The sequence below is a fragment of the Dictyobacter formicarum genome (genome assembly GCF_016587435.1).
The window spans coordinates 1-22496 of record NZ_BNJJ01000039.1; the positions used below are offsets into that span (position 1 = coordinate 1).

At 54.1% G+C, this 22496-nt stretch carries 26 protein-coding genes; 11 read left to right on the forward strand and 15 right to left on the reverse strand.

Annotated features, from left to right (window positions below):
- Positions 1-863 (forward strand): ABC transporter permease (locus tag JMI88_RS36845; RefSeq protein WP_236023229.1); only part of this gene is annotated, 863 nt, incomplete at its 5' end.
- 56 nt (positions 864-919) lie between these two features.
- Here JMI88_RS36845 and JMI88_RS36850 read toward each other — a convergent pair.
- From JMI88_RS36850 to JMI88_RS36870, 5 genes are all read right to left on the reverse strand, one after another.
- On the reverse strand, positions 920-1369 hold the full coding sequence (locus JMI88_RS36850; RefSeq protein ID WP_201367084.1) for a response regulator: 450 nt from the start codon (positions 1367-1369) through the stop codon (positions 920-922).
- 270 nt (positions 1370-1639) lie between these two features.
- Complete coding sequence (locus JMI88_RS36855; protein WP_201367085.1) at positions 1640-1810, reverse strand: hypothetical protein; 171 nt, start codon at positions 1808-1810, stop codon at positions 1640-1642.
- Positions 1811-1885: 75 nt separating this feature from the next.
- Complete coding sequence (locus JMI88_RS36860; RefSeq protein ID WP_201367086.1) at positions 1886-3196, reverse strand: cation:proton antiporter domain-containing protein; 1311 nt, start codon at positions 3194-3196, stop codon at positions 1886-1888.
- A 19-nt stretch (positions 3197-3215) separates the two neighbouring features.
- A complete protein-coding gene (locus tag JMI88_RS36865; RefSeq protein WP_201367087.1) occupies positions 3216-4997 on the reverse strand; it encodes an NAD(P)/FAD-dependent oxidoreductase in 1782 nt (593 codons plus the stop codon).
- Positions 4998-5024: 27 nt separating this feature from the next.
- Positions 5025-5960, reverse strand: coding sequence for a DUF1702 family protein (locus JMI88_RS36870; RefSeq protein WP_201367088.1), 936 nt, complete (start codon positions 5958-5960; stop codon positions 5025-5027).
- A 241-nt stretch (positions 5961-6201) separates the two neighbouring features.
- Here JMI88_RS36870 and fabG point away from each other — a divergent pair, with 241 nt between their 5' ends.
- The 8 genes from fabG to JMI88_RS36910 all read left to right on the forward strand — a co-directional run bounded on the left by fabG (position 6202) and on the right by JMI88_RS36910 (position 13305).
- Entirely contained in the window at positions 6202-6942 is a 741-nt protein-coding gene (gene fabG / locus JMI88_RS36875) for a 3-oxoacyl-ACP reductase FabG (RefSeq protein WP_201367089.1), read from the forward strand.
- A gap of 53 nt (positions 6943-6995) precedes the next feature.
- Positions 6996-7256: an acyl carrier protein gene (locus tag JMI88_RS36880; protein ID WP_201367090.1), complete on the forward strand. Its 261-nt coding sequence runs from the start codon at positions 6996-6998 to the stop codon at positions 7254-7256.
- Between the two features lie 21 nt (positions 7257-7277).
- The gene (locus JMI88_RS36885) at positions 7278-8489 is read left to right on the forward strand and encodes a beta-ketoacyl-[acyl-carrier-protein] synthase family protein (protein ID WP_201367091.1); all 1212 of its coding nucleotides are present in this window, start codon (positions 7278-7280) and stop codon (positions 8487-8489) included.
- Between the two features lie 2 nt (positions 8490-8491).
- Positions 8492-9721: a beta-ketoacyl-[acyl-carrier-protein] synthase family protein gene (locus JMI88_RS36890; RefSeq protein ID WP_201367092.1), complete on the forward strand. Its 1230-nt coding sequence runs from the start codon at positions 8492-8494 to the stop codon at positions 9719-9721.
- Between the two features lie 16 nt (positions 9722-9737).
- Positions 9738-10217, forward strand: coding sequence for a 3-hydroxyacyl-ACP dehydratase FabZ (gene fabZ / locus JMI88_RS36895; RefSeq protein WP_201367093.1), 480 nt, complete (start codon positions 9738-9740; stop codon positions 10215-10217).
- Positions 10218-10229: 12 nt separating this feature from the next.
- Positions 10230-11003, forward strand: a complete 774-nt coding sequence (locus tag JMI88_RS36900; RefSeq protein ID WP_201367094.1) for an enoyl-ACP reductase FabI — start codon at positions 10230-10232, stop codon at positions 11001-11003.
- A 229-nt stretch (positions 11004-11232) separates the two neighbouring features.
- Positions 11233-11847, forward strand: a complete 615-nt coding sequence (locus JMI88_RS36905; RefSeq protein WP_201367095.1) for a hypothetical protein — start codon at positions 11233-11235, stop codon at positions 11845-11847.
- A gap of 384 nt (positions 11848-12231) precedes the next feature.
- Positions 12232-13305 (forward strand): tyrosine-type recombinase/integrase, encoded by a 1074-nt coding sequence (locus tag JMI88_RS36910; RefSeq protein ID WP_201367096.1) that lies wholly within the window; start codon positions 12232-12234, stop codon positions 13303-13305.
- A 7-nt stretch (positions 13306-13312) separates the two neighbouring features.
- Here the strand turns inward: JMI88_RS36910 and JMI88_RS36915 are convergent, their stop codons facing one another.
- The 10 genes from JMI88_RS36915 to JMI88_RS36960 all read right to left on the reverse strand — a co-directional run bounded on the left by JMI88_RS36915 (position 13313) and on the right by JMI88_RS36960 (position 21184).
- Positions 13313-13639 (reverse strand): hypothetical protein, encoded by a 327-nt coding sequence (locus tag JMI88_RS36915; protein WP_201367097.1) that lies wholly within the window; start codon positions 13637-13639, stop codon positions 13313-13315.
- A gap of 63 nt (positions 13640-13702) precedes the next feature.
- The gene (locus JMI88_RS36920) at positions 13703-14068 is read right to left on the reverse strand and encodes a hypothetical protein (protein WP_201367098.1); all 366 of its coding nucleotides are present in this window, start codon (positions 14066-14068) and stop codon (positions 13703-13705) included.
- A 104-nt stretch (positions 14069-14172) separates the two neighbouring features.
- A complete protein-coding gene (locus tag JMI88_RS36925) occupies positions 14173-15027 on the reverse strand; it encodes an AfsR/SARP family transcriptional regulator (protein WP_201367099.1) in 855 nt (284 codons plus the stop codon).
- A gap of 214 nt (positions 15028-15241) precedes the next feature.
- Positions 15242-15532: an antibiotic biosynthesis monooxygenase family protein gene (locus JMI88_RS36930; RefSeq protein ID WP_201367100.1), complete on the reverse strand. Its 291-nt coding sequence runs from the start codon at positions 15530-15532 to the stop codon at positions 15242-15244.
- A gap of 18 nt (positions 15533-15550) precedes the next feature.
- Positions 15551-16837: a cytochrome P450 gene (locus JMI88_RS36935; protein ID WP_201367101.1), complete on the reverse strand. Its 1287-nt coding sequence runs from the start codon at positions 16835-16837 to the stop codon at positions 15551-15553.
- A gap of 88 nt (positions 16838-16925) precedes the next feature.
- The gene (locus JMI88_RS36940) at positions 16926-17258 is read right to left on the reverse strand and encodes an antibiotic biosynthesis monooxygenase family protein (RefSeq protein WP_201367102.1); all 333 of its coding nucleotides are present in this window, start codon (positions 17256-17258) and stop codon (positions 16926-16928) included.
- 87 nt (positions 17259-17345) lie between these two features.
- Entirely contained in the window at positions 17346-18101 is a 756-nt protein-coding gene (locus tag JMI88_RS36945) for an SDR family NAD(P)-dependent oxidoreductase (RefSeq protein ID WP_201367103.1), read from the reverse strand.
- A gap of 93 nt (positions 18102-18194) precedes the next feature.
- A complete protein-coding gene (locus JMI88_RS36950) occupies positions 18195-18587 on the reverse strand; it encodes a cupin domain-containing protein (RefSeq protein ID WP_201367104.1) in 393 nt (130 codons plus the stop codon).
- Positions 18588-18675: 88 nt separating this feature from the next.
- Positions 18676-19908: a beta-ketoacyl-[acyl-carrier-protein] synthase family protein gene (locus JMI88_RS36955; RefSeq protein ID WP_201367105.1), complete on the reverse strand. Its 1233-nt coding sequence runs from the start codon at positions 19906-19908 to the stop codon at positions 18676-18678.
- Positions 19901-21184, reverse strand: coding sequence for a beta-ketoacyl-[acyl-carrier-protein] synthase family protein (locus JMI88_RS36960; protein ID WP_201367106.1), 1284 nt, complete (start codon positions 21182-21184; stop codon positions 19901-19903). Before JMI88_RS36960 ends, JMI88_RS36955 begins: the two co-directional genes overlap by 8 nt.
- Before the next feature lie 192 nt (positions 21185-21376).
- On the opposite strand from JMI88_RS36960, the gene JMI88_RS36965 reads away from it, so the two are divergent.
- On the forward strand, positions 21377-21613 hold the full coding sequence (locus tag JMI88_RS36965; protein ID WP_201367107.1) for an acyl carrier protein: 237 nt from the start codon (positions 21377-21379) through the stop codon (positions 21611-21613).
- Positions 21614-21635: 22 nt separating this feature from the next.
- Positions 21636-22475, forward strand: a complete 840-nt coding sequence (locus tag JMI88_RS36970) for a TcmI family type II polyketide cyclase (protein WP_201367108.1) — start codon at positions 21636-21638, stop codon at positions 22473-22475.
- Positions 22476-22496 lie beyond the last annotated feature (21 nt).

Below are 22496 nucleotides of genomic sequence, written 5' to 3' on the forward strand. Positions count from 1 at the left end.
CTTCGTTCATGAGTACTATTATCACTGCACCCTCACACAGCAGGTCGGAAGGGAGCTGGTCCAGAAGCCGCGTTTCTATTATGCTTGCGGCCTTCTGGCACACCTTCCGCCGCGACATCATGGTGACGGGGCGCGAGTTTATGCCCTTCTTGATGCAAGTCGTGGTGCAGCCACTCTGCTTGCTTTTTATCTTTGGTAAGGTCATGCCGAGCGTTGGGGCAACACAGCAGTTGTACCCTGCGTTCTTCCTTCCAGGTGTGGTCGGACTGAACATTGCGCTGGTCGGGGTGCAGAGCGTGACCATCTCGCTGATGCTCGACCTGAGCAGCAATCGAGAGATCGATGATCGCCTGCTGGCTCCCCTGCCTATCAGTCTGGTTGCGCTAGAGAAGGTCGTTTTTGCGGCCGTGCGTTCACTGGTGGCGGGCGGCCTGGCCTTCCCTCTCGCGTACTTAATTCTCGGTAGTGGCTACCAGGTGCGTACCGATGCGCTGTTGCCTATGTTCGGCGTAATGATCCTTGGGGCTCTGTGTAGTGGGGCCCTGGGACTCGTCATCGGCACACTGCTGCCGGCGGATAAAATCTATCTGCTCTTTACACTGATCTTTAGCGCGACCCTCTACACTGGTTGTGTCTACTTTTCATGGGCGAGCTTGAGTTCGATGCTTCCACTGCAGATTGTCACGCTTTTCAACCCTTTGACCTACATATCCGAGGGTCTGCGCTACACAATGATTCCTCTGCAGCATGGACAGGCCTATGTAACCTTACCTATCGGCTGGGTATTGCTGGGCTTGATTGGTTCATTTGCCCTCTTCCTTTTCATTGGCCTGCGCGCATTCCATAAGCGAGTGATTTCCTAACCAGGCTCGCTATGGCGTATCACGCAGGCGTAAGGGCATCCTCCACCGATGCCAATCTAGTGGAGGATGCCCTTATACTTTTTGTGATCTAAGTGTTGCGCAAAGAAATCTTGCATATCCTGTTTGAATTGAGCAATATTGTTTGGCTTGAGTAGATAGCCACTGATACCTTGCTCTTCTTCTATCTGTCCTGCCTCCTCAGATTGTTTAGAGATCCATAGAAAAACAGGTACAGGTTTGATACGCTCGTCTTGCTTAATCCTTTTGAGCAGCTCCGAGGCATGTATGCGCAGCAATTTACGATCCAGAAAGATAAAGGAGGGAAGAGGCGTTTCGGCAAGGGAGGGGAAATCCTCTTTTTGATAGAAATAGTTTAGCACTTCATCACCATCGCGGAACCAGAGAAAGGAAGCCTGTGGCAGCGTTTGCTGAAGTACCCATCTGAATAGTTCAGCATCGGACTCATTGTCTTCTACAAGCATAATAATCGGAACATCATTTTCCATGTTTATTCTTCCTTCTAAACTTCTGCATCTATTTATTATATACGAATAGAACTGATAAGAACAATATCCAGATAATGATAGATGATATCTACATGATTTTCAGGCCTCAAAAATCCCAGGAGATAATGACATTTAAGTATAAAACAAATAAATGCAGAGTTATTCATGTGTTTTATAGGCTTTTAAAGGGAGATAAATTATATTGATCAGTATATTATACTTTGTTTGCTTGAATGGGGGAGATAATGGAAGGAGTTTTGATAGTGGTGCTTAATCCTCAACACGATGATGAATATACATCCGTGCCGATTGGGATGATGATGAATAAATGTCGTGCCAGACCTGCGCCCGGCGCAGGTCTGGCACGACATTATAAAACTTTTTTGAGCGCCACAGGCTCGTAGCGTCAGGGGCCGAAGGCGCGAAGCGCATGATTTTCACACATTTTCCTGAGGAGCATCGAATGCGTGAAAACGCATGTGCAGATATGAGAGAGTACATGCGCATCTGACACCCTCATAAGGACAGTACGCGTTCCGCCAGGGGCTGCTGGCCCTGCACTGTGTTTTCCTCCTTTTGTGAGGATGCAGCAGCATCTTTTCTGTGACGCCCATAGACAAACTCGAAGATGGGAGAGGCGATCAGGGTCGTCACAATGGCCATGAGGACGAGCATGGTAAAGAGCGTTGGCGTGATGACGCCCTTCTCCAGCCCGATATTCAGCAGGATCAGCTCCATTAGGCCGCGTGAATTCATGAGTGTACCGATGGCCAGCGCTTCGCGATTGGGCTCTTTGTTGAGGCGTGCCGCCAGCCAGCAAGCAATGCCTTTGCCGAAGGTGGCCGCCAGCAGAATAAGCAGCGCGATCCCCCACAGCAACAGAGTATTCACTAAATTGAGGCGAGTGTTCAATCCTGAATAGACGAAGAAGAGGGGAAGTAGAAAGCTCACCACTAGGGGCTCCAGGACCTTGCGTAGATGATACGCAAAGACGCCGCGTGGCATGGCTGTTCCCAGAATGAAGGCGCCAAAGATGGAATAGATGCCAAGCGTGTCGGTAATCCAGGCGCACACCATGAGCAGGATGAGGACGAGGGAGAGCACTGGTCCATTGAGGTTACCATGGCGCTCCACGACTGGTGTTAATCGCGTGAACAGCGGCTTAACGACGAGTAGGATGACCCCGGCATAGACAGCGCCCCCTAGAATAGCTGATAGGGCAACAGCACTATCTTTATTAAAGATGGAGAGCATGAGGGCGAGAATACACCAGGCGGCTGCGTCATCCATTGAGCCAGCTGCCAGAGCCAGGGTGCCTAGAGAGGTTCCCGCCAGGCCGCGCTCTAAAATGATGCGCGCCAGCATGGGAAAGGCGGTGATCGACATCGCCGCCCCCATAAACAGCATGGCTTCCCACGTCACGACACTTTTCCCGAACAGGCCTGGTACCCCCACCAGGAGCAGCGCGAGCAGGCTGCCCAGTATGAAGGGCGTGATGATACCGGAAAGAGAGACCGCCGCCGCACTTTTGAGGCGGCGACGGATGAGGCTGGTGTCAAACTCAACCCCGATCAAGAACATGTAAAACACCAAGCCTACCTGGCTTGCCGCGTACAGGATGCTCATCGCTGATTTGGGAAAGAGGGCATGTTGCAGGCCAGGAAACAACATGCCAAACAGCGAGGGACCCATCACGACGCCTGCGATCATCTCGGCCACGACCTGTGGCTGGCCAAGCTTCTTTGCCAGCATGCCTACTATGCGGCAGACACTTAGAATGAAGGCCAGTTCCAGGAAGAAAAGCACCGATAACTGAGCATTTGACATGGTAATTTACACCTCACCTTTACTGCTTGACCTGTTCTGCCTGCTGTATGAGCAGCGGCCAGCTCGGGTCGATGGCCTCGGATGCCTCTGATTGCTGGTAGATGTTGATCAGCCTGGTGAGAGATGCATCGTCCTTCCAGGCGTGGAGCTGCTGGGTGCAAGTCTCATTGTCGGCGTGGCTGCTATATTTTTCGATCACGGTACTGACCAGCTTACCGGCCAGCCTCTCAAGCAGCTGGACGTTGGCGACAAATTGGGCATCCATCTCAGCATCGGTTAAGTCTGCCGCCATACCAATGTGCAGCTTTTTCATGAAATCGAGTGGATTATAATAGTCCGCGAAGGCATCAGATAGTTCCGGCTGTTGCAGTGCCTGATCGATGGCTGCCCATTCACGGAAAAAGGCCTGGATACGGCTTGTCAGGAGGAAGATACGATTTAAATGCGTCGTCAGCTTGCGATTATAGCCCAGGGCAGTCCATTTGCCTTGGAAGTAGAGCAAGCTGTTGATGGCCCAGTAGAGGCCGGTATCCCAGGTGATTTTTGTGACCATCACCTGCGCGTTGCCCAGCAAACCATATTGCTTGTCGTAGATGCCCAGCCATGCATCAGTGAAGCGCAGAAAGACACGGTTATAGATCGTGCTGCGCTCCCGTATATCTTCACCATTCAGGTCGCGTGCAATCAGATCGCAGATAAAGCCGTTACTGATGGCGATAAAATCGGAGCCAGGAGAATAGAGTGGATCGGCGAAGACACCAGCCTCACCCGTCAGGCACCAGCGATTGCTGGAGAAGACCTGCTCACTGCTATATGCGTAGTGCTTCATAACGCGGAAGTCCTGGATATCCTCCTGACCGCGCTCGATCACTTCAGCGAATTGTGGCTCGTGCTTGTGGAGCCATGCCAGGGCACGATCGAAGCGATTCATGCTATCAAATGGATGCACTTTGGGGTCCGCAACGATACCGATACTGGTCGAGCCTGAGGCCAGGCGAATGATCCATACCCAGTATCCTGTGCCGCAGAGATGGATGGTACTGAGTGAACGATCCCCCTGTATGATGCGGGAGTGCCATTCGGGACTATCGGACCACTGGTTGATGTCGATTTCTTGGCCAATGCGGAACCAGACCGAACCCGAGTCATGCTCTACTTTTTTGGTCAGCCCAAGTGGGCGCTTCAAGAGTGAACTGCGACCACTGGCATCAACTACCCAGGAGGCTGTAATGTTGCGCTCTTCACCGTCCTGGCTGACGCAGAGGGAGTGCGCATCGCTGTGTAGTGTTACCTGCTCAACCTTATGCCCATCCAGGAACGTGACGCCATGAGCCTGGATCTCCTGACTCAACATGTTTTCCAGCCGGCCTCGATCGAGCTGATAGGTATGCAGGACGACCGGAGCAGCTGGCCCCAGTTCAACGCGGCGCGTAATATCCCGGTTATCCTCGAAGCTAAAGAACATACGCAGGCCAAATTTTCGCAATTGCTGTGTCTGCAGATGCTCTTCCAGTCCAAGAATATCCCGCAGATAGTGAGATGCGATCTCTACCGACGACTCACCGACCTTATAAGCGGCCTCGGGCACAGGATACTTTTGCTTCTCGATCACGATGACATTGCTGGCGGGACGACTCTTTTTGATCTGTAGTGCCAGCGTGAGACCAGCCAGGCCGCCGCCCAGAATCGCGACATCGTAGTGCGATGCTGTTTCTGGTGTGTCCTGTTCCGACAGCTCTCCTGGCTGCAAAAGGGGAGTCTTTGTATCCGCTGGCGTTATATGATGTGATAAGCTGCTCACGTTTGTTTCCTCCACAGTTAGAATGTGCTAAGCAAAATGTCGACGGATAAGCTGTTGCCAGGTGGCGTAGGGATGCTCGGTTGAGGTTTGTGAGAGCTGCGCGTATTCCTGGTCGGTTATGGCTGCAACTTCTTCGGCGGATGCCGAGCAGAACACCTGGCAGGCTAACTCTGTATGTGGGGCCACATTGCCGCTACGATGCCGTATCATGGTAGCGATAGCCATGCCCTGTGCGACATAGGAAGCGTACTCACCCGCATGCTGGTGTAGTTGCTGCAGGGCAGCTCGCCCGATGATACCCGTGTAGGCGCAGGCCAGGCCAATGCCACTCCACAGATCACCTCGTCGCTCCGCTGGGAAGGCAGCGATGGTATCCGCGATCTGAGCCTGGTCGCCTGCGTAAGTAAACCAGAAGCTTCTCCCCAGGCCCTGATCGAAGATAGCGCGTGCCTTCTCGGGCACCCGTTTCGGGGTTGCCTGCTCGTTTCTATAGGAAGGTGAGAAGAAGCCCTCATGGAATCCGTAGCCATCCAGGACGAGCCAGCCCAGCACGGGATGCAAGCCAGCTAGAATTTCATCCACCGGCTGGTGCAGTCGCGCAACCGTCCAGCCAGCGCCGATATAGAGCAGGGAGGCGTAAGCTGCTCCTGAGCCGTCGGCGAAGCATTGCAGTCGATTCGTCTCTTCGTGAGCAAGGTGATCAAAGAGGGCGAGCCCCATACCCGCACCCTCGAACGCGAAACCGCGCACCTCTACCTCAACTGCATTCAGGCATGCCGCCAGGCCATCGAGGGTATCCGCCTTTAACGCCTCGCGGCAGCCCTGCATAAATATTTGCCCAACGCCGTCCACGCGGCGCGCCACGTCTAATTTATCGTCATACGACATAAAAGGCGAAAAACTGGCCTTGCCGGGTAAGATCCTTTCAATAAGATTGCTATACCTCTCTATAGTGGCATGCATGTTGACAATCCCTTTCACGAAATCATTTGCCGCACAACAGTTCACTTTTCAAGTTCAATCTGTTTCTCTCGAATGCTGTCAGAGGTATCTTGCAGGGTATTTACCGAATCAGTAATTAAAGCACGAATTGTCCGCCGCTTGCGAAGTGGCTGCGAAGAGCCTGCGAAAACGCAGCGAAACTGGCGCATGTATGCTGATGCCATCGAAACAAAACGTCTATACAGCTTGAAGGAGAAAAGCATTGAGTGGAAAAAGAGTCCTGGTGACGGGTGGTTCGCGTGGGATTGGCAGAGCCACTGTGCTTGCCCTGGCACGCTCGGGCGCAGACGTCGCCTTTACCTATAGCAGTAATCAAGCGTCTGCTGCGGAGGTGCTGGCTGCTGCGGAAGAGCTGGAAGGGCGCGTTATTGCGATGCAGGCAGATGTGGTGAGCTACGAGCAGGCAAAGCAGGTGGTTGGAGATGTGCAAAACGAACTCGGTGATCTGGATGGTCTGGTACTCAATGCGGGAATCACTCGTGACGGAGTACTGGCTATGATGCCGGAAGAGAACTGGGATAGTGTGGTGGCGACCAATCTCAAGGGGGTCTTTAACTATGCACGCGCCGCCATATACAGTATGATCCGGCAACATGCGGGGCGGGTAGTCTGTGTCAGTTCGGTGAGCGGTGGGTTGATGGGAGTAGCCGGGCAGACCAACTACGGTGCGACGAAAGCTGCGCAAATCGGCTTTGTGAAATCACTCTCTAAAGAGGTTGCAGCCTACGGTATTACCGTGAATGCGGTAGCACCCGGGTTTATCGAGACCGATATCTGGCAATCCATTCCGGCGGCCAAACGTGCAGGCCTGCTAAAGAGTATTCCACAGGGACGACTGGGGCAACCAGAAGAGGTCGCAGCGGCCATTTGTTTCCTTCTCTCGGAAGATGCTAGCTATATTACCGGTAGCGTAATAGAGATCGACGGCGGACTCTGCGCATAGTCACATGGCATCTGAATGGTGCCATTCAGCTTCTCATCAAGAAGGAGAGTATCATGAGCGAGACAGAACTGCGTAGCCAATTGAAAGACTTGATTGCGAATATTATCGAGATCGATGATTTCAACGACGATGACAATTTTGTAACTGATCTGGGCGTTGACTCGATGATGGCCCTGGAGATCGTGGCGCGGATCGAGAAGACCTATCGTATTCGTATTCCAGAAGAATATTTTGCTCAGATGAAGACGCTCAATGAGATCGTAGGGATTACAGAAGAGATCATGCAGGCGTCCAATCAGCCGGTAAAGCGGTAGAGTGTCTGTAGGAGAAGAGATATGTCGCGGCGTATTGCGATTACCGGCCTGGGTGTGTTCTCGCCAATTGGCAATGGGCAGGATGAGTTCTGGCGACATCTGATTGCGGGCACAGTGGGAACCGGGCCGATTCAAGCGTTTGACACCAGCATGTTTGATGCCCATAACGGCGGCGAAGTAAAGCATTTTGAGCCTGCCCGCTATTTTCAGGTGCTGAACCCTGAGACGTGTGGACGAACAACACAGCTTGCGGTTGCCGCCGCCAAAATGGCGACCGAGGATGCGGATGTGCTGAATGCAGGTTACCAGCTTGAGCGCATTGGTATCTGTATGGGAACGACGATGGGCAATCAGTCGATCGTCGAGGAGGAGAACAACCGGCATATTTATGCTGGACCGGATTTGTCTGCCGAGCATGTTTCATACTACGTTGAGACATGCATTACCGCCGCTATTGCTCAGGAACTGGCCGTGGAGGGTCCCTGTCATGTTGTGCCGACGGCATGCGCGGCCGGAAACTACGCGATTGGCTGGGGCGCGGATATGATTCGCGATGGGTTGGTTGATGTAGCGATTGTAGGAGGAGCTGATGCCCTCTCCCGAGGCGGCTTTGCCGTCTTCCATCGTCTCGGGGCTATTGCGGATGATGTGTGTCAGCCGTTTGATCGCGATCGCACGGGCATGCTGGTAAGCGAGGGTTCCGGCGCTATCGTCCTGGAGGACTACGACAGGGCGCTGGCGCGCGGCGCGAAGATTTACGCGGAACTGCTGAGCTATGGCCTGGCTTGTGACGCGCATCATCCCACCGCTCCTCACCCAGAGGGCCTGGGCGCGCAAGCCTCGATGAGGCGCGCCTTGAAGGACGCTGGCCAGGATACCGCAGCGGTTTCCTATATCAGTGCGCACGGTACTGGCACACACGCTAACGATGCGTCAGAATCGGCCGCTGTACGTAGCGTGTTCGCGGAACAGGCCGATAGCTTACCCGTGAGCTCAATCAAGTCGATGTTGGGGCACACCATGGGAGCGGCCAGCGCCATAGAGGCCGTGGTTTGTGCCTTAACCATTCATCACGGCGTGATACCACCAACGGCCAATTACCGCACCAGCGATCCTGCCTGCTTGCAGGAGGTGGTACCGAACCAGGCACTCGAACGCCCGGTCAATGTGGCGTTAAGTAACTCCTTTGCCTTTGGAGGGAATGTCTCAACAATTGTGATGAAGAGAGTATAGCTATGCCAAAACAACACGAACCAATCGTGATCACAGGTTTGGGTGCTGTAAGTCCCTGTGGACTGGGGGCCGAGGCCGTCTGGTCAGCACTGGAGAAGGGCGAACGTCGCGGGGAAGTGACCGAGCAAGGAGCGCCAGGAGAGCAGCCTGTGCAGTGTCTGAAAGTGGGCGAGTGGCGACCGGCCGATCTGCTCGGCAAGCGTGGCCTGCAATATCTGCGTCCCAGTACTCAGTTTTTGCTGGGGGCATCGGTCCTTGCCGTGCGTGAGGCCGGGCTGGCCGATGGTGTCGCCCAGCCCGACGATCTCGGCATTACCATCGGTTGTAACCTTGTAGGATTGCAGAGCATCTCTGACTATGACTATACCGCGGTCAAAGAGGGACCGCAGTATGTGAGCCCGATGGAGGCCCCGAATACCCTGGCGAATGCTCCCGCCTCTCATCTTGCTATTCGCCTGAAGGCGCGGGCATTCAATACCACCATTGCCACCGGCCAATGCGCTGGACTGGATACACTGGGCTACGCGGCCAAGGCACTGTATGAGAGTCGCGCCAGACAGGTTGTTGCTGGCGCCGTAGAGGAACTGAGTTCGGCCGCCCTGTGGGTTTATCGCAATTCGCAGGTGTTGCCCTTGGAGCGCCTGGAGGATGTCGGACGCCCGTTCGACCCTCTGAGCAGCGGCTGGCTACCAGGCGAGGGTGCTGCGGTACTGGTATTGGAACGTCAGAACGAGGCTCTGGAGCGCGGGGCGCATCCACTGGCCGAACTGGCGGGCTGGTCCAGTGGTTTTGCCCCATTACAGACCACTGAGAAACGAGCCAGCGTGCTGGTCCGAGTGGCGCGACAGGCCCTCGCCGTCGCGGGACTGACACCAGCCGATGTCGATGTGGTGGTGTCTGGAGCAAATGGGTTGCAAGCGCAGGATCAGGCGGAGGCCCTGGCATTACGCGACTTGTTGCCGAAGCAGTCAGGGGTCTGTGTGACCGCGGTAAAGGGCACACTGGGCGAAACCTATGGCGCCAGTGGTCTATTTCAGGCCCTCGCCGCTACCAGCATTATTAATCGCGGTATCGTGCCACCTACTATAGGAGGAGATCGCCAGCAAGAGGCGGCGGTAAATATTTCTACCGATGCCCGCAACTGGTTTGGCAGCAAACAAGGAACAGTATTACTGCTCGCCCAGGATCTCTTTGGATCGACCAGTGCCGTAGTGTTACGTGGCTGCCAGTAGTAAGAGGGAGGATGCAATGAGCCTGGTGATGAGTTTTGACGCCGTACGCCGCCTGTTGCCACAGGCCTATCCTTTTATTATGGTTGATGGTGTGGAGGAACTGCAGCCTGGCAAGCGCATCGTCTGTCGGAAAAACGTCAGCGGCAACGAATGGATGTTTCCCGGCCACTTTCCGCAGCACGCCATATTTCCCGGCGTGCTGCTGATCGAAGGCATGGCGCAATCGGCGATCCTGCTGCTGAAGACCGATGAATCCCTGGTGGTGCCCGAGGGCGCGACATATATGCTTGCCGCCGCGAAAACGCGTTTCTTAAAGCCGGTTGTGCCTGGCGATCATCTGCGCTACGCATGCGAGGCAGTCAGGCTTGCCAGTATGGGTGGCGTCGTCGAAGCCGTGGTGTACGTAGATGGCGAAATTGTGGCGAAAGCGGATCTGACCTTTGCTATTCAAGAGCAGAAAGCCGCAGCCGATGTAGCCGCAGTACGCCAGGAATAGGAGAATGTTCGTATGCCTCTCCTTGAAGGAAAAACAGCTCTGATCTTCGGTGTTGCCAACGACCGCTCCATTGCCTGGGCCATCGCTCAGGCTCTGGCGCGCGAGGGTGCCCATATCGCGCTTACGTATCAAGAACGCATGGAGCGCTTTGTCCGTAAGCTGGCCGTCGAAATTCCTGATACGACACTCATCCCCTGTGATGTGCAGGACGACCACCAATTGGAGGCTGCCTTCGCGCAGGCCGCAGAAATTTTTGACGGCGGCCTCGATATCCTTATTCACAGCGTCGCTTTTGCTCCCAGGCAAGAGCTAGAAGATCCCTTCCGCAACACCACGCGCGCGGGTTTTCAGGCGACCATGGATATCAGTGTCTACTCGCTCATCGCTATGGCTAAATATGCTGTTCCGCTCATGCAGGCGCGTGGCGGTGGTAGTATTCTTACCTCAACCTATGTGGCCAGCGAGCAAGTCATTCCAAAATACAAAGTAATGGGTGTGGCCAAAGCCGCTCTGGAGGGGAGCATGCGCTACCTGGCCGGCGAACTGGGCGAGTACAATATTCGTGTCAATGCTATCTCTCCCGGTCCGCTCAACACACTTTCCGCCCGTGGCGTCTCTGGTTTTACCAACTTTCTTGATATTTTTACCAATAGAGCTCCTTTACATCGCACCATTGAGCAGGATGAGGCTGCTGATGCCGCCCTCTTCCTCTGTAGTCCACTGGCTCGTGCCATTACTGGCGAAGTTCTCTACGTCGATGCTGGTTATAACATCATGGGCGTCTAGATAGTCGCGGTGCGGCATAAGCACCGTTATGCCGCACCGCGACGCTTATCTTCTTCTTTCTCCGCTCCATCCTTCCCCCCACTATCCCGGTGCTTCCTGCCAGGGTAACTTCCCGGTAAGACGTTATGGGTACCGTGAAGAGCGTCATTCTATTACTTTCGTTGCGCTACAAACCGCAGCAATACATGGACGCCATTGAGCCGATTGCGTCGTCAAAGGGGGTATCTTCATGAGAGTTGTCGCATTGGGATTCTGGTCAGATGAGGACCGTATTGAGCATATTACTAACGAACAAAGTCTCCAGCTCACCAGCCAGGATGTGGTTATTGTTGATGGGCAGGGGGATCGGCTGATGTGGACCTATCGAGGCACGAAGCGCCGCGTTGCTGATATCTTACCTACCGCCAGCCAGAAAGATGAGCTCTGCGATTTCCTGGAGCAGGGGGGCACCATCATTACCTTTCCGGCAGACCCATTTGCCCAGCCGACTGTGCCACTGTTTCCGGAGGAACTGCCGAAAGGGAGGCGCTGGTGGAACTACAAGGTGATCGTTACCGGTGGCCTGGCCGAGATAGAGATACCCGCCTTTGACTGGCTCCCGGACCACACATGGTCGCTGTTGCAAGAGGTGTATACCATTTTTGCGCGTGAAAAAGTCGCGCCCACTATCTATTGCAAAGAAGTGAACCAGCTGGAAGTGACGATGATGAGCACCATTCAAGCCATGACTATCCGCGTTGGCTGTGGCCGCATCATGGTCTGTCGAGAGCAATCATTTGTCAACCAGGTGCTTGCCTCGCTGGAGACGACATCTATCACCTCGCTGGAGGAGATGGTCGCATAAGGCCGCCAAAAAGAACGACGGGAACAGCTCAGCTGCCTCCGTCGTTCTTTTTTTTGGACAGATTCAAGCGCAAGGAACAAGAAACACGTGCCGTAGATTCGGGGGGCAAGCCCCGATCTACGGCACATCGTGTTGGCATGATGGAGCATTATTTCTTCCTTGATAGGCGATACCGTTCTTGCGTAGAGGTGGTTTTCTGCGAAGAAAGTGCGAATACCTTGTAAAGTGCTGCCAGGTAATATTGTTTTGAGGTTCAATGTAGGTGAACAAGTGCGAAGAAAGTGCGAAGAGGTTGTAAAGTACATTCAAGTAGTATATGCACGTGGGGAAGAGGAGGTCGGGCGCGTTGCATAGAGTGTGAGCTGAGGAGGAGATTCCGAGACAATGCATACCCATACGACAGAACGCTATGCTACCAATTCGATGAAAGTGCGTACCGGAGCACTGACGCATGTAAGAGATGAAGAGGGCGATTGGGACGAGCAGGACCGCTCTGCTGCTTATACCGATGATCGTATTGCCCTCTTCATCGAAGAGTGGTTGCTTGATAAGTATGCTCTCACGCAGAGCAAGTGTACCGAGGCAACCTATCGCGATATAGTGCTCTCGCTGCGCCAGCACCTGCAGGAGCGTGAGCTGGATCTGGACAGCGCAGCCGAAGAGGTTGCGCTGGTCATCCCACTCTGGGCCAGCCTGCGTGCATCTGGTAGCAAACGGCAGGGTAGTGTCGCTCCCTCCACCTATAACCAGCGCATCGCCGCCGTCTCCAGCTTCTATCGCTGGATGATCGAGAGGGATATCTATAGCGGCGCTAATCCAGCTGAGCAGCTTGCTCGTGCGTCTGTCCAGAAGTATGCCCATGCCCGTGCTCTAAATCCACAACACGTCAGTATGCGGCTCAGAAGCATTGACCGTTCTACACCGCGTGGTTTGCGCGACTACATGCTCTTGCAGATTGCGCTCAACACGGGGCGCAGCGCCCAGGAACTGGCCTCCCTCTCCTGGAGACATGTGCATGTCGATGGCGAGAATATCGTCCTGGTCTTCGAGCGTTGCAAAGGCGGTAAAACGCTGTATAACCCCCTGGATGTGCAACTTTCGAAGGCATTGTTGACATATCTGTGTACCATCTATGGCGAACGCCTGGACCTGCTCGGCCCATCGACGCCCCTCTGGATGTCCTTTAGTGATCGTACCTATGGCCAGGCTATTGGCTCCCAGACCATCGCGGATATCTGCGAAAACCACCTGGGTGTCTCGTCGGTGCATACCCTGCGGCATACCTTCGCCCTCACCATGGAGCAGCTAGGGGCCGAGACAAGCACCATCCAGGGACAACTGGGACACGAAAGCCTTGCCGCCACCAATCGCTATCTGGCGAAGCTCAAGCGCGCGTACAATCCCCACGCATCAGCCCTCGCCGATGTATTTGGCGTAGAGGAGGTGGTGCGTTCATGAAAAGCGCTTATGGAGTCCCGAGAGGCAATACCATAAAAGGCTGCTGCTTCACCTGGTTGGCCAGCGTCTCTGTATATGCCCTCAGCTCCTCATATCGCTTGCCACTGATCATTTGACGTTTTTTGGCATCGAACAGGAGGGACTGTAGCAGCACATAATACAAAACATGTGCAACCGCTTCGCGCATATACTCGTTTTCGATATGAGCCGTAGTGCTTGTGACTGTCGCGCCGCTTTGTAACGTTGCCCAGCAGCTGAGAGCCGCATCGGTAATTTCTTTGAGCGCGCGCTGATTTAGCTCTTCCATTGATTGGGCGAATGTTTTATCTTCCATTTTCTCGTGCTCTTTACTTTCTTATATGCAGGTCATGTTGCTTTACCAGGTCAGGTAGGAGATCTATGCCTCTTCCTCCTCCAGGAGAGTAAGCAGAACATCATACATGATACATGCTGCCCGTTTACAAATCGACAATTTTTCCTGCGGCGTTCGGGGCCGCAGGAAAACATCCTCCAGATTGAGAACCGGCACGACCTCCCCATCATGAATAATGGCCACGCACGACGTCTCCCACTGCGCTCGCGTATATTCTGGCTCTGCAACACGTGTTTCGTTTTCCTGTCCCTGGCTAAAGCACGTGTGAACGATATCCATTGCCTCCGCCTCTACCCTGCTCAGAACTCCATTCTGGTACAGCTCGCTGATTTGCCCGTTGACGTATGTCGGCTTCTTAGCAAATGAATCAAAACCGCTCTGTTCTTGCATTGCTGCCACCTTTTCTTTCTTTTTTATCTCTGCGTTTTTCTGCCTTTGCGTCCTCCCTGATGCCACATAGAGTAACTACCAAAAACGCTCTTTTAAACTTTCTATTACAAAGAGTCTGTCTCTAAAATTTTGGCGCGCAGAGAATGCATCTCTCTGCTCGGTTCTACACCCAGCTCCTGCTGGAGGAAGCTACTGAAATCATCTAGTTTACGGATTGCCATACCCGTGTTGCCCTGCCGGAAGTACACATCAATGATTGCCTTGGTGGCCGGCTCACAATAAGGGTCCAGCGATAGCGCCTGGTATGCGTATTCCAGCACCTCTTCAAACTCGTTGCGCTGCTGATACAGCTGGATCAGGCGCATCAGCACCTGCTGGTAGATATATTCATAATGCTGGCGATATGGGCGCAGCCATTCCTCTTCTGCATCCTCTGGCAAAAAGCCCAGCACGCCGTGGCTGATAATCTTGCGATAGTAGAATGATGCCTTGACCTCTTCGCCGCGTGTATCATAGGCGCGCGCCGTTTCAAAGAGGTGCTGCACATCGGCAATATCTGTCCACCAGGTCTCATCCATATGAAACCAGTAGAAATTGTTCGACTGACGACGGATAAAGTGCGACGCCTCCCTGGATCCAAGCGAGGGCTCAAGCAAGTGGCGCAGGCAATGGATCGTGACGTACAGATTGCCAAAGGCCGTCTCGGACGGCAGGTCAGACCAGAAAAGATCAATAAATTCGTCGGCGGAGCAGAGCTTGCCAGGGTTGAGGAGAAACCACTTGAGCAGTGCCTTCACCTTGTTACGGCGCCACATCGTCTCTTTAATTGGTTTATCCTGACAATACAACCGGAACTGCCCGAAAGCATAAGCTCGGTAGGTCGCGCCATACTCACGTTCACGTGGATGGATCGAAGCTTTGTCATTGAGCAGTGTATGTGTATTTTGTAGTAGTGACATAGTTTTTCTCCCGCTCGTGGTCTTACTACTTTGCATATGTTTCAGCATTTCTAGCCGGATGGCTCCTACAACAAATATAGTAGGCAAAATGCAAGAATACTATCTGGATTCCCCTCCTCCCCTTAAAAAAGGTCACTCGAATACCCACAAGGGCATCCAGCTGCTTATAATAGCGCTTCCTTGTGGGTGTCCGTGTGACCTTGTCTTAAATGCGTTAGAATTGCAGCGCAACCTCGTAGAGCGAAGGCGTTCCTTTACCCACCGGCGCTTGCAGTGCCGCTTTATGCCTGGTGCGAGCCACATCTAAAGCCTCTTCGGTTTCCCAATGTGCTACATTGATGAATTGAAAGCGCGCGCCAACTTTCAGCGACCGGTGCAATTTGGCGTCTATAAAGCCAGGTTCCTGTTTAAGAACTTCAGAGGAGCGCTGCCACCATGCCAGAAACTCCTCCTCGGCTCCCACTGGCACCTCGAATACATTGATCAGTACTACTGGAGATGACATACAGGTGCTCCTTTTGTTCTAGTCAGCTGCAGTTTCTTCGATTTCGATGGCGGCCGTTGCTGGCGGATCGAACTCCAGTGGCAGGGCGGCGAGTCCGCGCAGCAGGAAGTTGGGCCGCCATTGCACGCTGGGCGACGCCAGTCTCAGATTTGGCAGACGCTTGAGCAGCGTGGGGAAGATGCACTCCAGCTCCATGCGGGCAAGAGCGGACCCCAGACAATAGTGGATGCCATGGCCGAACGTCATGATCTGTTCTTTCTTTGGACGCTCAACGTCGAATTTCTCCGGGCAGGAGAAGTGGTTGGCATCATAATTGGCGGCCGCCAGCATCACGAAGATGCGTTGCCCCTTCTGAATACAGGTGCCGCGCACCTCGATGTCTTCGCGGGCGACGCGTGGGCGCATCTGTCCAGGAGCGCTGTAGCGCAGGATCTCTTCTACTGCCAGCGGAACAAGCGCGCGATTGCGTTTGAGGTTCTCCATTTGATTGGGATGTTGCAGCAGGTACAGCATGCCGCTGCAGATAGCGTTGGCCGTGGTCTCATGAGCAGCGAAGACGAGCTGTGAGCAGAGCACATAGATCTCTTTCTCGCTGAGCTTGCCTTGTTTTTCTGCCTCGACCATCACGCTGATGACGTCACTTTGTGGCTCGCGACGCCGCTCCTCGATATATGGCTTCAGCAACTCTTCGGTTACACGTAGGTTCTCCGCGAACTGGAGCAGGTGTTCGGAGGCAGGATTGGGCGACGAGTTGATTTTGATGATCAGGCTAGACGCCTCATTGAAGAGCCGTTTGGCCTCCGTGTGCGCTTCCTCCGGGATACCAAGCAGCGCAAAGATGGTCTTGAAGAGCAAGGGAAAAGCAAACTGCTGCAGCAATTCGATCTTGCCATCTGCCTGTATGCCGTCGATGATTTCATCGACAAATTCCTGAACACGCTCGCGCATCTGTGCCAGGCGGCGTGGCGTGAAGGCCGAGCCCAGAATCGTACGCTGACGTGTCTGGTGTGGAGGGTCCATATTCAGCAGCGACTGCTCCACATAAGGGCGAATAAATTTAACGGCCTCCTGTTCCTCTTCCGTTAGCTCGCGCTTGAAGAGATAGCCAAAGGGCGAAGCCGCCGAGAGACGTGTGTCCTGTAACATTGCACGCACATCATCGTAGCGCGTGACCATCCAGCCGTTGAGGTATGTATTCCAGTGTACTGGCTCGTTTTCTTGTAACTGATGAAACACCGGACAAGGATTCTCTAAATACTCAGGTCGCAGTAGGTTGTCGATATCATTCTCGTGCATATGAATCATGATGCTGCTCCTCTACGTGTATATCTCTTCACCTGAATCTGTAGAGCTCCACGGGCGACCTGGCGTTGACCATGGAGCATTGATAAATCTACAATGTCTCGGCCGGGACAGAAGCTTCCTGTCCGACATTGAAAACGGTGTTAAAGATTTTTACTCCCTGGCCCTTCCAGTAGTTCTGCAGGTGGCCCACTTGCTCTTCGTGGATTGGAGCACGCTGCCAGGTGGCCCATGCCTCCTTGCTTACCCACTCACTGAGCATGATGTAGGAATGAGGATCGCTGCTGTCCTGGATGAGCTCATCGCGTAGAATTCCCGGAACCTTTTTCAAGAGGAGGCGGCTGACCTGTTCAAATTCAGCCTCGAATACCTCTTTGTCCTCTAGCCGGTTCAAGCGCCCAAAGACCATGACATATGTCGCCATAGCTGTGTTCTCCTTGTCTGCCAACTGATTGATCTGCTATTTTTGCATCAGCCACAGAGGCGGCGCGCCGCCTCTGTCTGGGCCAGGCTACAGTGCGGCGATACCACCAACGCCGCCGTCGATAGCCAGGGTTGAGCCGGTAATAAAGCTGGCTAGATCGCTGGCCAGGAAGAGGACCGCGGCAGCCACCTCTTCAGGTTGACCCAGGCGACCAAGCGCCGAAAGATAGGCGTAACGCGTCCGTTGTTCTGGCGTCAGATCCCCGATCTGCTCAGTCTCGATGATGCCAGGAGAGACCACGTTGACACGAATGCCCTGCTTGCCCACCTCTTTGCACAGTGAACGCGTCAGACCGATGACGCCAGCTTTTGAGGCCGAGTAGTGTGTTTTACCGCGCATACCTACAACAGCAAGATTCGAGGAGATGTTGATGATGGAACCGCCGTTCCCCATCATAGGTAGCATGGCTTGCGTGACCAGGTAGACGCTGGTCAAATTGGTGTCCATAATCTGCTGCCAGACGGGCAGCGGCATCTCCTGCAGCTGTGCCTGTCCGATGATTGAGGCATTGTTAATCAGAATATCGACCTGCCCCAGTTTCTGGCTGACCTGCTGCGCCAGCTCGGCAACCGACTGAGGATTGCTGACATCGGCGCGCACGGCAAAGCTGCCATTCTGGCTCTGCTCCAGTTCCGCAATCAATTCAGAAGCGGTCTCGCCCTCATGATAGTAGGTGGCCGCCACCGTTGCCCCGCGTTCGATCAGCGCCCTGACAATGGCGCGCCCAATACCGCGTGAGCCACCTGTAACCAGGGCACGCTTGCCCGTTAAATCCAAATCCATAACACTTCCTTTATATGATGACTATGTTGCCGCTCGATGGTACGTCACGTCTTCCTAGCTGGCGAGGCAACGATGCTTGCCTCGCCCGGCCCACTACGCCGTCGTCGATGGCGCCTCTTCGAGCATGACATGACCCTGATCGGGTGATGGAGCGAGGGGAGAACAGAAAAATACCAGAACCGTCTCTTCTGTTCCTACATTGCGCAGGCGGTGCGGCTCGTTCTTAGGAATAAACACGCCTGTGCCTTCGCTGGCGACCAGCGTATTTTCGTCGCCCTCAATGACCACTTCGCCCTTGACAACGTAGAAGCACTCTTCACTGTAAGGATGGTAGTGTTTCAAGAACACCTCACCAGGAGACAATGCGAATGTACCCAGAAAGCCTGCCGATGTGCCAACTGTCTTAGGGCTGAGCAGTACATGCAAGCGTCCACCACGGTTATGTTTCAATGGATCTACCGCTGAGCGGCTAACAGATGTGATCATGAACGGACTCCTTTTTGAAGCGCCGCAAGGGGCGCACCTACGGGTTGTAAACGTGGGTGTGAAGCGCCCTCAAGGGACGCATGTACGGTTAAAAAGGACGTTTGAGAATAATGGCCGAGTTGTAGCCGCCGAAGCCGCGCGCACCGACCAGGACATGGCGTATTTGTTTTGTGCGTACCTGGTTTGGTACGCAGTCGAGTGGACACTCGGCATCTGGCTGTGTAAAGCCGACGGTAGGCAAAACCGTGTCTGTTTGCATGCCCAGCAGGGCGGCCGCCACATCAACCGTCGAGCCGCCATTGAAGAGGCGGCCAATCATTGATTTGGGCGCAGATGCTGGTATGGAGGCAAGAGCGTCGCCAAACACTGCCTGTAGTGCCCTGGCCTCGGCTTTATCTCCCTGTTGTGTCCCCAGTCCATCGCAGAGAATCCAATCAATGTCCGTGGGCTGTAGCTGAGCCATCTTGAGCGCCTGCTCAATGGCCCTGGCGTATTCTTTTCCGTCTGCTGCCGGCTCGCGTGTCTGGACTCCGTCGAACGATTGTCCCCAGCCAGCGATTTCTCCATAGATGTGCGCATTACGGCGCTGAGCATGTTCCTTACTTTCGACGCAGAAGCTGGCGCCTCCCTCACCGGCCACCGTACCCTGACGTGTAGCGTCAAAAGGGCGATAAGGATGGTCACCGTTCTCGGGCGACATAAGGCCTGAAGCCTGGTGCGATGCGAAGGTGTATGGCGTCAGCGGAGCCTCGCAGCCGCCGACAATAACGACATCGCAGGTGCTTTGGGCGATTGTTTTGGCTGCGTGTCCCAGCGCGATTGGACCACCTGCAGCCTCGGCGCAGATGTTGCGACCATAGCCGCGAATGGCATTGCTGATTGAGACCTGTCCGATGCTGGCCGCGTAAAACCAGGCGATAGACAGGTAGACACTGACATGCTTGGGTCCCTGCGAGCTACAGATGTGCAGTTGCCGCTGACCGTATTCGTTGCCCCCGGTGCCCGCGGCGAAGACTGCTCCAACACGTGTCGGATCTTCGTCGCGGATCTGGACGCCCGCGTCATCGATCGCCTGTTTGGCGCTGATCATATCGAACTGGGTCCAGCGATCGGTCTGTACCATAATGCGTGGATCTAGCAAGCTGGCTGGATCAAAGTCTTTGATGGCACCTCCGATTTTGCTCGTGTAGCGAGCGGTGTCGAAGGACGTGATCGGCGAGAGAAACGACTGTCCGCTCACCATGCCCTGCCAGAAATCAGCTTTACCTACGCCGGCAGGGGTAATCACACCAATACCAGTGATAACAGCTTCTTTAGACATGTGCGGTATCTCCTTGCGAAACAGCGGAGAGGACAAGAGCGGACTGGAAGCCACCGAAGCCGCTGGCGGTAGAGACAATATTTTGTACCCGTTGCTCTCGCGCTACGTTAGGAACATAATCAAGGTCGCATTCGGGATCGGGGTTGCGATAGTTAATGGTGGGCGGAATGACGCCTCGCTGTAGAATGAGGGCGCAGGCCGCCGCCTCGATGGCCCCAATCGCTCCCAGGGAATGTCCGATCATTGATTTGATCGAGCTAATCGGAATGGAGTAGGCCTGTTCTTTCCAAATTGCCTTGAAGGCATTGGTTTCGTGCAAGTCATTCTGTTTGGTCGAGGAGCCATGAGCGTTGATATGCTGTATATCGCCTGGCTCCATTTGCGCTTCGCTGAGTGCTGCTTCGATGGCCTGAATCATATCAAGGCCGTTACGCTGCAGGCCCGTCATATGATAGGCGTTGAGCGCACTGCCATAACCCTTGATCTCGGCGTAGATCACAGGCGCCTGTCGCTGCAATGCATGTTCCAGCGATTCTAATATCAGGAAGGCGCTGCCCTCGCCTAGCACAAAACCATTGCGCGTGCCATCGAAGGGGCGAGAAGCTGTTTTGGGTTCGTCGTTACGTGGCGTCGTTCCTTTAATAGCATCAAACGAGGCCATATTGACAGGGCAAATGCCTGCCTCTGCGGCGCCCGCGATCACCACGTCAGCTTCTCCATCGCGTATCAACTCATAAGCGTGCGCCACCGAGTCGATGCCAGCTGTGCAGCCAGTGGAGACGGTAACAACTGGTCCAGTGACGTGAAACTTAGCCGCGATTTCCGCACTGATAGTAGTTGGCGACATAGCATGATAGAGGAACGGAGAAGCAAGTGTGGGATCAACATTAAAATCCGTTCCCTGTTTACTGACCACAAAATATTCCTGTTCGAGCCTGATCGTCGAACCAATGGCGGTTCCCGCAACGACACCCGTACGGGAGGCATCCAGGTTGGCCGGGTCCAGCCCGCTATCGCGCAATGCCTCTGCCGCGGCGACTGCCCCGAACTGCACATGCCGGCTTGTTCTCGCGGCCTCTTCCTCTGTTAAACCAAAGCTAAGCGGATCCCAATCCGAGACGGCCGCTACCACTTGTGATCGCAGTTGATCCAGTTTCTCTATATGATGTGCCAGGGCAGCAGTTGATTGACCCGTAACCAGTGTTTGCCAGAATGCTTCTTTTCCTACACCGCCCGGGGCAACCACTCCTATACCCGTTATCATGACACGCGCCATAGTCACGCTCTCCTCACTAGCAGCTATGCAAACTGACGCACTATGAACTATTTCATCCTGACCACACTGTACTTTTTATCTTTGCCGCCGAGTTACAAGAGAAGTAAGGCGCGGGCAAGCAGCTCTCACTACTATCGGCACAGTACACGCACAATAATCAATATGAGCCATGAATGGAGGAGAGGTGCAGATATGACAACGCGTTGTAGCGTGCAAAATATGATTGCTATTTTGCATGCAAAGGTAGGAGTACCACCCAGTACACCCGGCATCGACACCGCTTCCTGGGAGTCGCTGGGCGTCGAATCGCTGGGACTGACCGAGGTGTGCACGAGCCTGGAGCATCAGCTGGGGATCGAGATCCCGCAAGAAGAGGCTTTTTCCACCCATAACATTCAGGAACTTGTGACGTTTGTCAATTCACTCTAGTTATAGGAGGCAAGGTAAGCAGATGGGATATATACGGAACGCGGTGCTGATCCATGCGCCGGTTGAGGATGTTTTTCGCTTAACCAATAATGTCAGGACATGGCCTGAATTATTCACCGAGTACGCCAGTAGCGAGGTAATCGAAGAGACCGAGAATAGCGTGACCTTTCGTCTCACCACGCATCCCGACGAGAGCGGCACCCAGTGGAGCTGGATCGCGGTCCGCCACACCGACGCTGAGCGCAAATCAACTCGCTCCGAGCGCAACCCCTCCTCTGGTCCGTTCAAACATATGACTATCCGCTGGTGGTATGACAGCGTCGGCGAAGCGGATACGGTGATGACCTGGGAGCAAGAGTTTAGCATGAAGCCGGATGCCCCTTTCAGTGAGGAGCATGCGACCAACCACCTCAATACCCAGACCCGCATTCAGCAGCGTGTCATTAAAGAGCGCATCGAGGCCCGCTACCAGAAGAACGAGCAGCCAGAAGAACTGTTCCGTGGCATCATCGTTGGTAACTATAAGCCAGGCAGCGAAGACAAAATTGTGGAGGCTTTCGCACGCTCAGATGCAACAGAACTGCCACACCTGGTGGGTGTTAAATCGCGCCACGTCTGGACTCAGGGCGAAATCTATGTACATTTCGTAGAGGCTCGCTCCTCACTGCCAACTATTCTCAAAGAGTATATCCAGCATCCTCTCTTTAAAGACGTCAAGGCCGAACTTGACCAGTATGTTTCTCTCATCTATCCCGACCTGCCCCCAATGGCGAAGCAGATCTACAGCTGGACCAATACAGATGGCCAGCAGCAGGTTGAGGCCAAAAGCGCTGAGTCTACATCCGATAAAAAAGTAGCATAGCCGCTGCTGGTTCTCTTTGAT

Excerpts from the sequence above, each read along its gene's own strand:
- JMI88_RS36870 (WP_201367088.1), bottom strand. The coding sequence starts at position 5,960 with ATGCATGCCACTATAGAGAGGTATAGCAATCTTATTGAAAGGATCTTA.
- JMI88_RS36900 (WP_201367094.1), top strand. The coding sequence starts at position 10,230 with ATGCCTCTCCTTGAAGGAAAAACAGCTCTGATCTTCGGTGTTGCCAAC.
- JMI88_RS36885 (WP_201367091.1), top strand. The coding sequence starts at position 7,278 with ATGTCGCGGCGTATTGCGATTACCGGCCTGGGTGTGTTCTCGCCAATT.
- JMI88_RS36950 (WP_201367104.1), bottom strand. The coding sequence starts at position 18,587 with ATGATCACATCTGTTAGCCGCTCAGCGGTAGATCCATTGAAACATAAC.
- JMI88_RS36935 (WP_201367101.1), bottom strand. The coding sequence starts at position 16,837 with ATGATTCATATGCACGAGAATGATATCGACAACCTACTGCGACCTGAG.
- JMI88_RS36930 (WP_201367100.1), bottom strand. The coding sequence starts at position 15,532 with ATGTCATCTCCAGTAGTACTGATCAATGTATTCGAGGTGCCAGTGGGA.
- JMI88_RS36905 (WP_201367095.1), top strand. The coding sequence starts at position 11,233 with ATGAGAGTTGTCGCATTGGGATTCTGGTCAGATGAGGACCGTATTGAG.
- JMI88_RS36890 (WP_201367092.1), top strand. The coding sequence starts at position 8,492 with ATGCCAAAACAACACGAACCAATCGTGATCACAGGTTTGGGTGCTGTA.
- JMI88_RS36925 (WP_201367099.1), bottom strand. The coding sequence starts at position 15,027 with ATGTCACTACTACAAAATACACATACACTGCTCAATGACAAAGCTTCG.
- JMI88_RS36970 (WP_201367108.1), top strand. The coding sequence starts at position 21,636 with ATGGGATATATACGGAACGCGGTGCTGATCCATGCGCCGGTTGAGGAT.
- JMI88_RS36945 (WP_201367103.1), bottom strand. The coding sequence starts at position 18,101 with ATGGATTTGGATTTAACGGGCAAGCGTGCCCTGGTTACAGGTGGCTCA.
- JMI88_RS36940 (WP_201367102.1), bottom strand. The coding sequence starts at position 17,258 with ATGGCGACATATGTCATGGTCTTTGGGCGCTTGAACCGGCTAGAGGAC.
- JMI88_RS36920 (WP_201367098.1), bottom strand. The coding sequence starts at position 14,068 with ATGCAAGAACAGAGCGGTTTTGATTCATTTGCTAAGAAGCCGACATAC.
- JMI88_RS36850 (WP_201367084.1), bottom strand. The coding sequence starts at position 1,369 with ATGGAAAATGATGTTCCGATTATTATGCTTGTAGAAGACAATGAGTCC.
- JMI88_RS36955 (WP_201367105.1), bottom strand. The coding sequence starts at position 19,908 with ATGTCTAAAGAAGCTGTTATCACTGGTATTGGTGTGATTACCCCTGCC.
- JMI88_RS36880 (WP_201367090.1), top strand. The coding sequence starts at position 6,996 with ATGAGCGAGACAGAACTGCGTAGCCAATTGAAAGACTTGATTGCGAAT.
- JMI88_RS36910 (WP_201367096.1), top strand. The coding sequence starts at position 12,232 with ATGCATACCCATACGACAGAACGCTATGCTACCAATTCGATGAAAGTG.
- fabZ (WP_201367093.1), top strand. The coding sequence starts at position 9,738 with ATGAGCCTGGTGATGAGTTTTGACGCCGTACGCCGCCTGTTGCCACAG.
- JMI88_RS36960 (WP_201367106.1), bottom strand. The coding sequence starts at position 21,184 with ATGGCGCGTGTCATGATAACGGGTATAGGAGTGGTTGCCCCGGGCGGT.
- JMI88_RS36860 (WP_201367086.1), bottom strand. The coding sequence starts at position 3,196 with ATGTCAAATGCTCAGTTATCGGTGCTTTTCTTCCTGGAACTGGCCTTC.
- JMI88_RS36915 (WP_201367097.1), bottom strand. The coding sequence starts at position 13,639 with ATGGAAGATAAAACATTCGCCCAATCAATGGAAGAGCTAAATCAGCGC.
- JMI88_RS36965 (WP_201367107.1), top strand. The coding sequence starts at position 21,377 with ATGACAACGCGTTGTAGCGTGCAAAATATGATTGCTATTTTGCATGCA.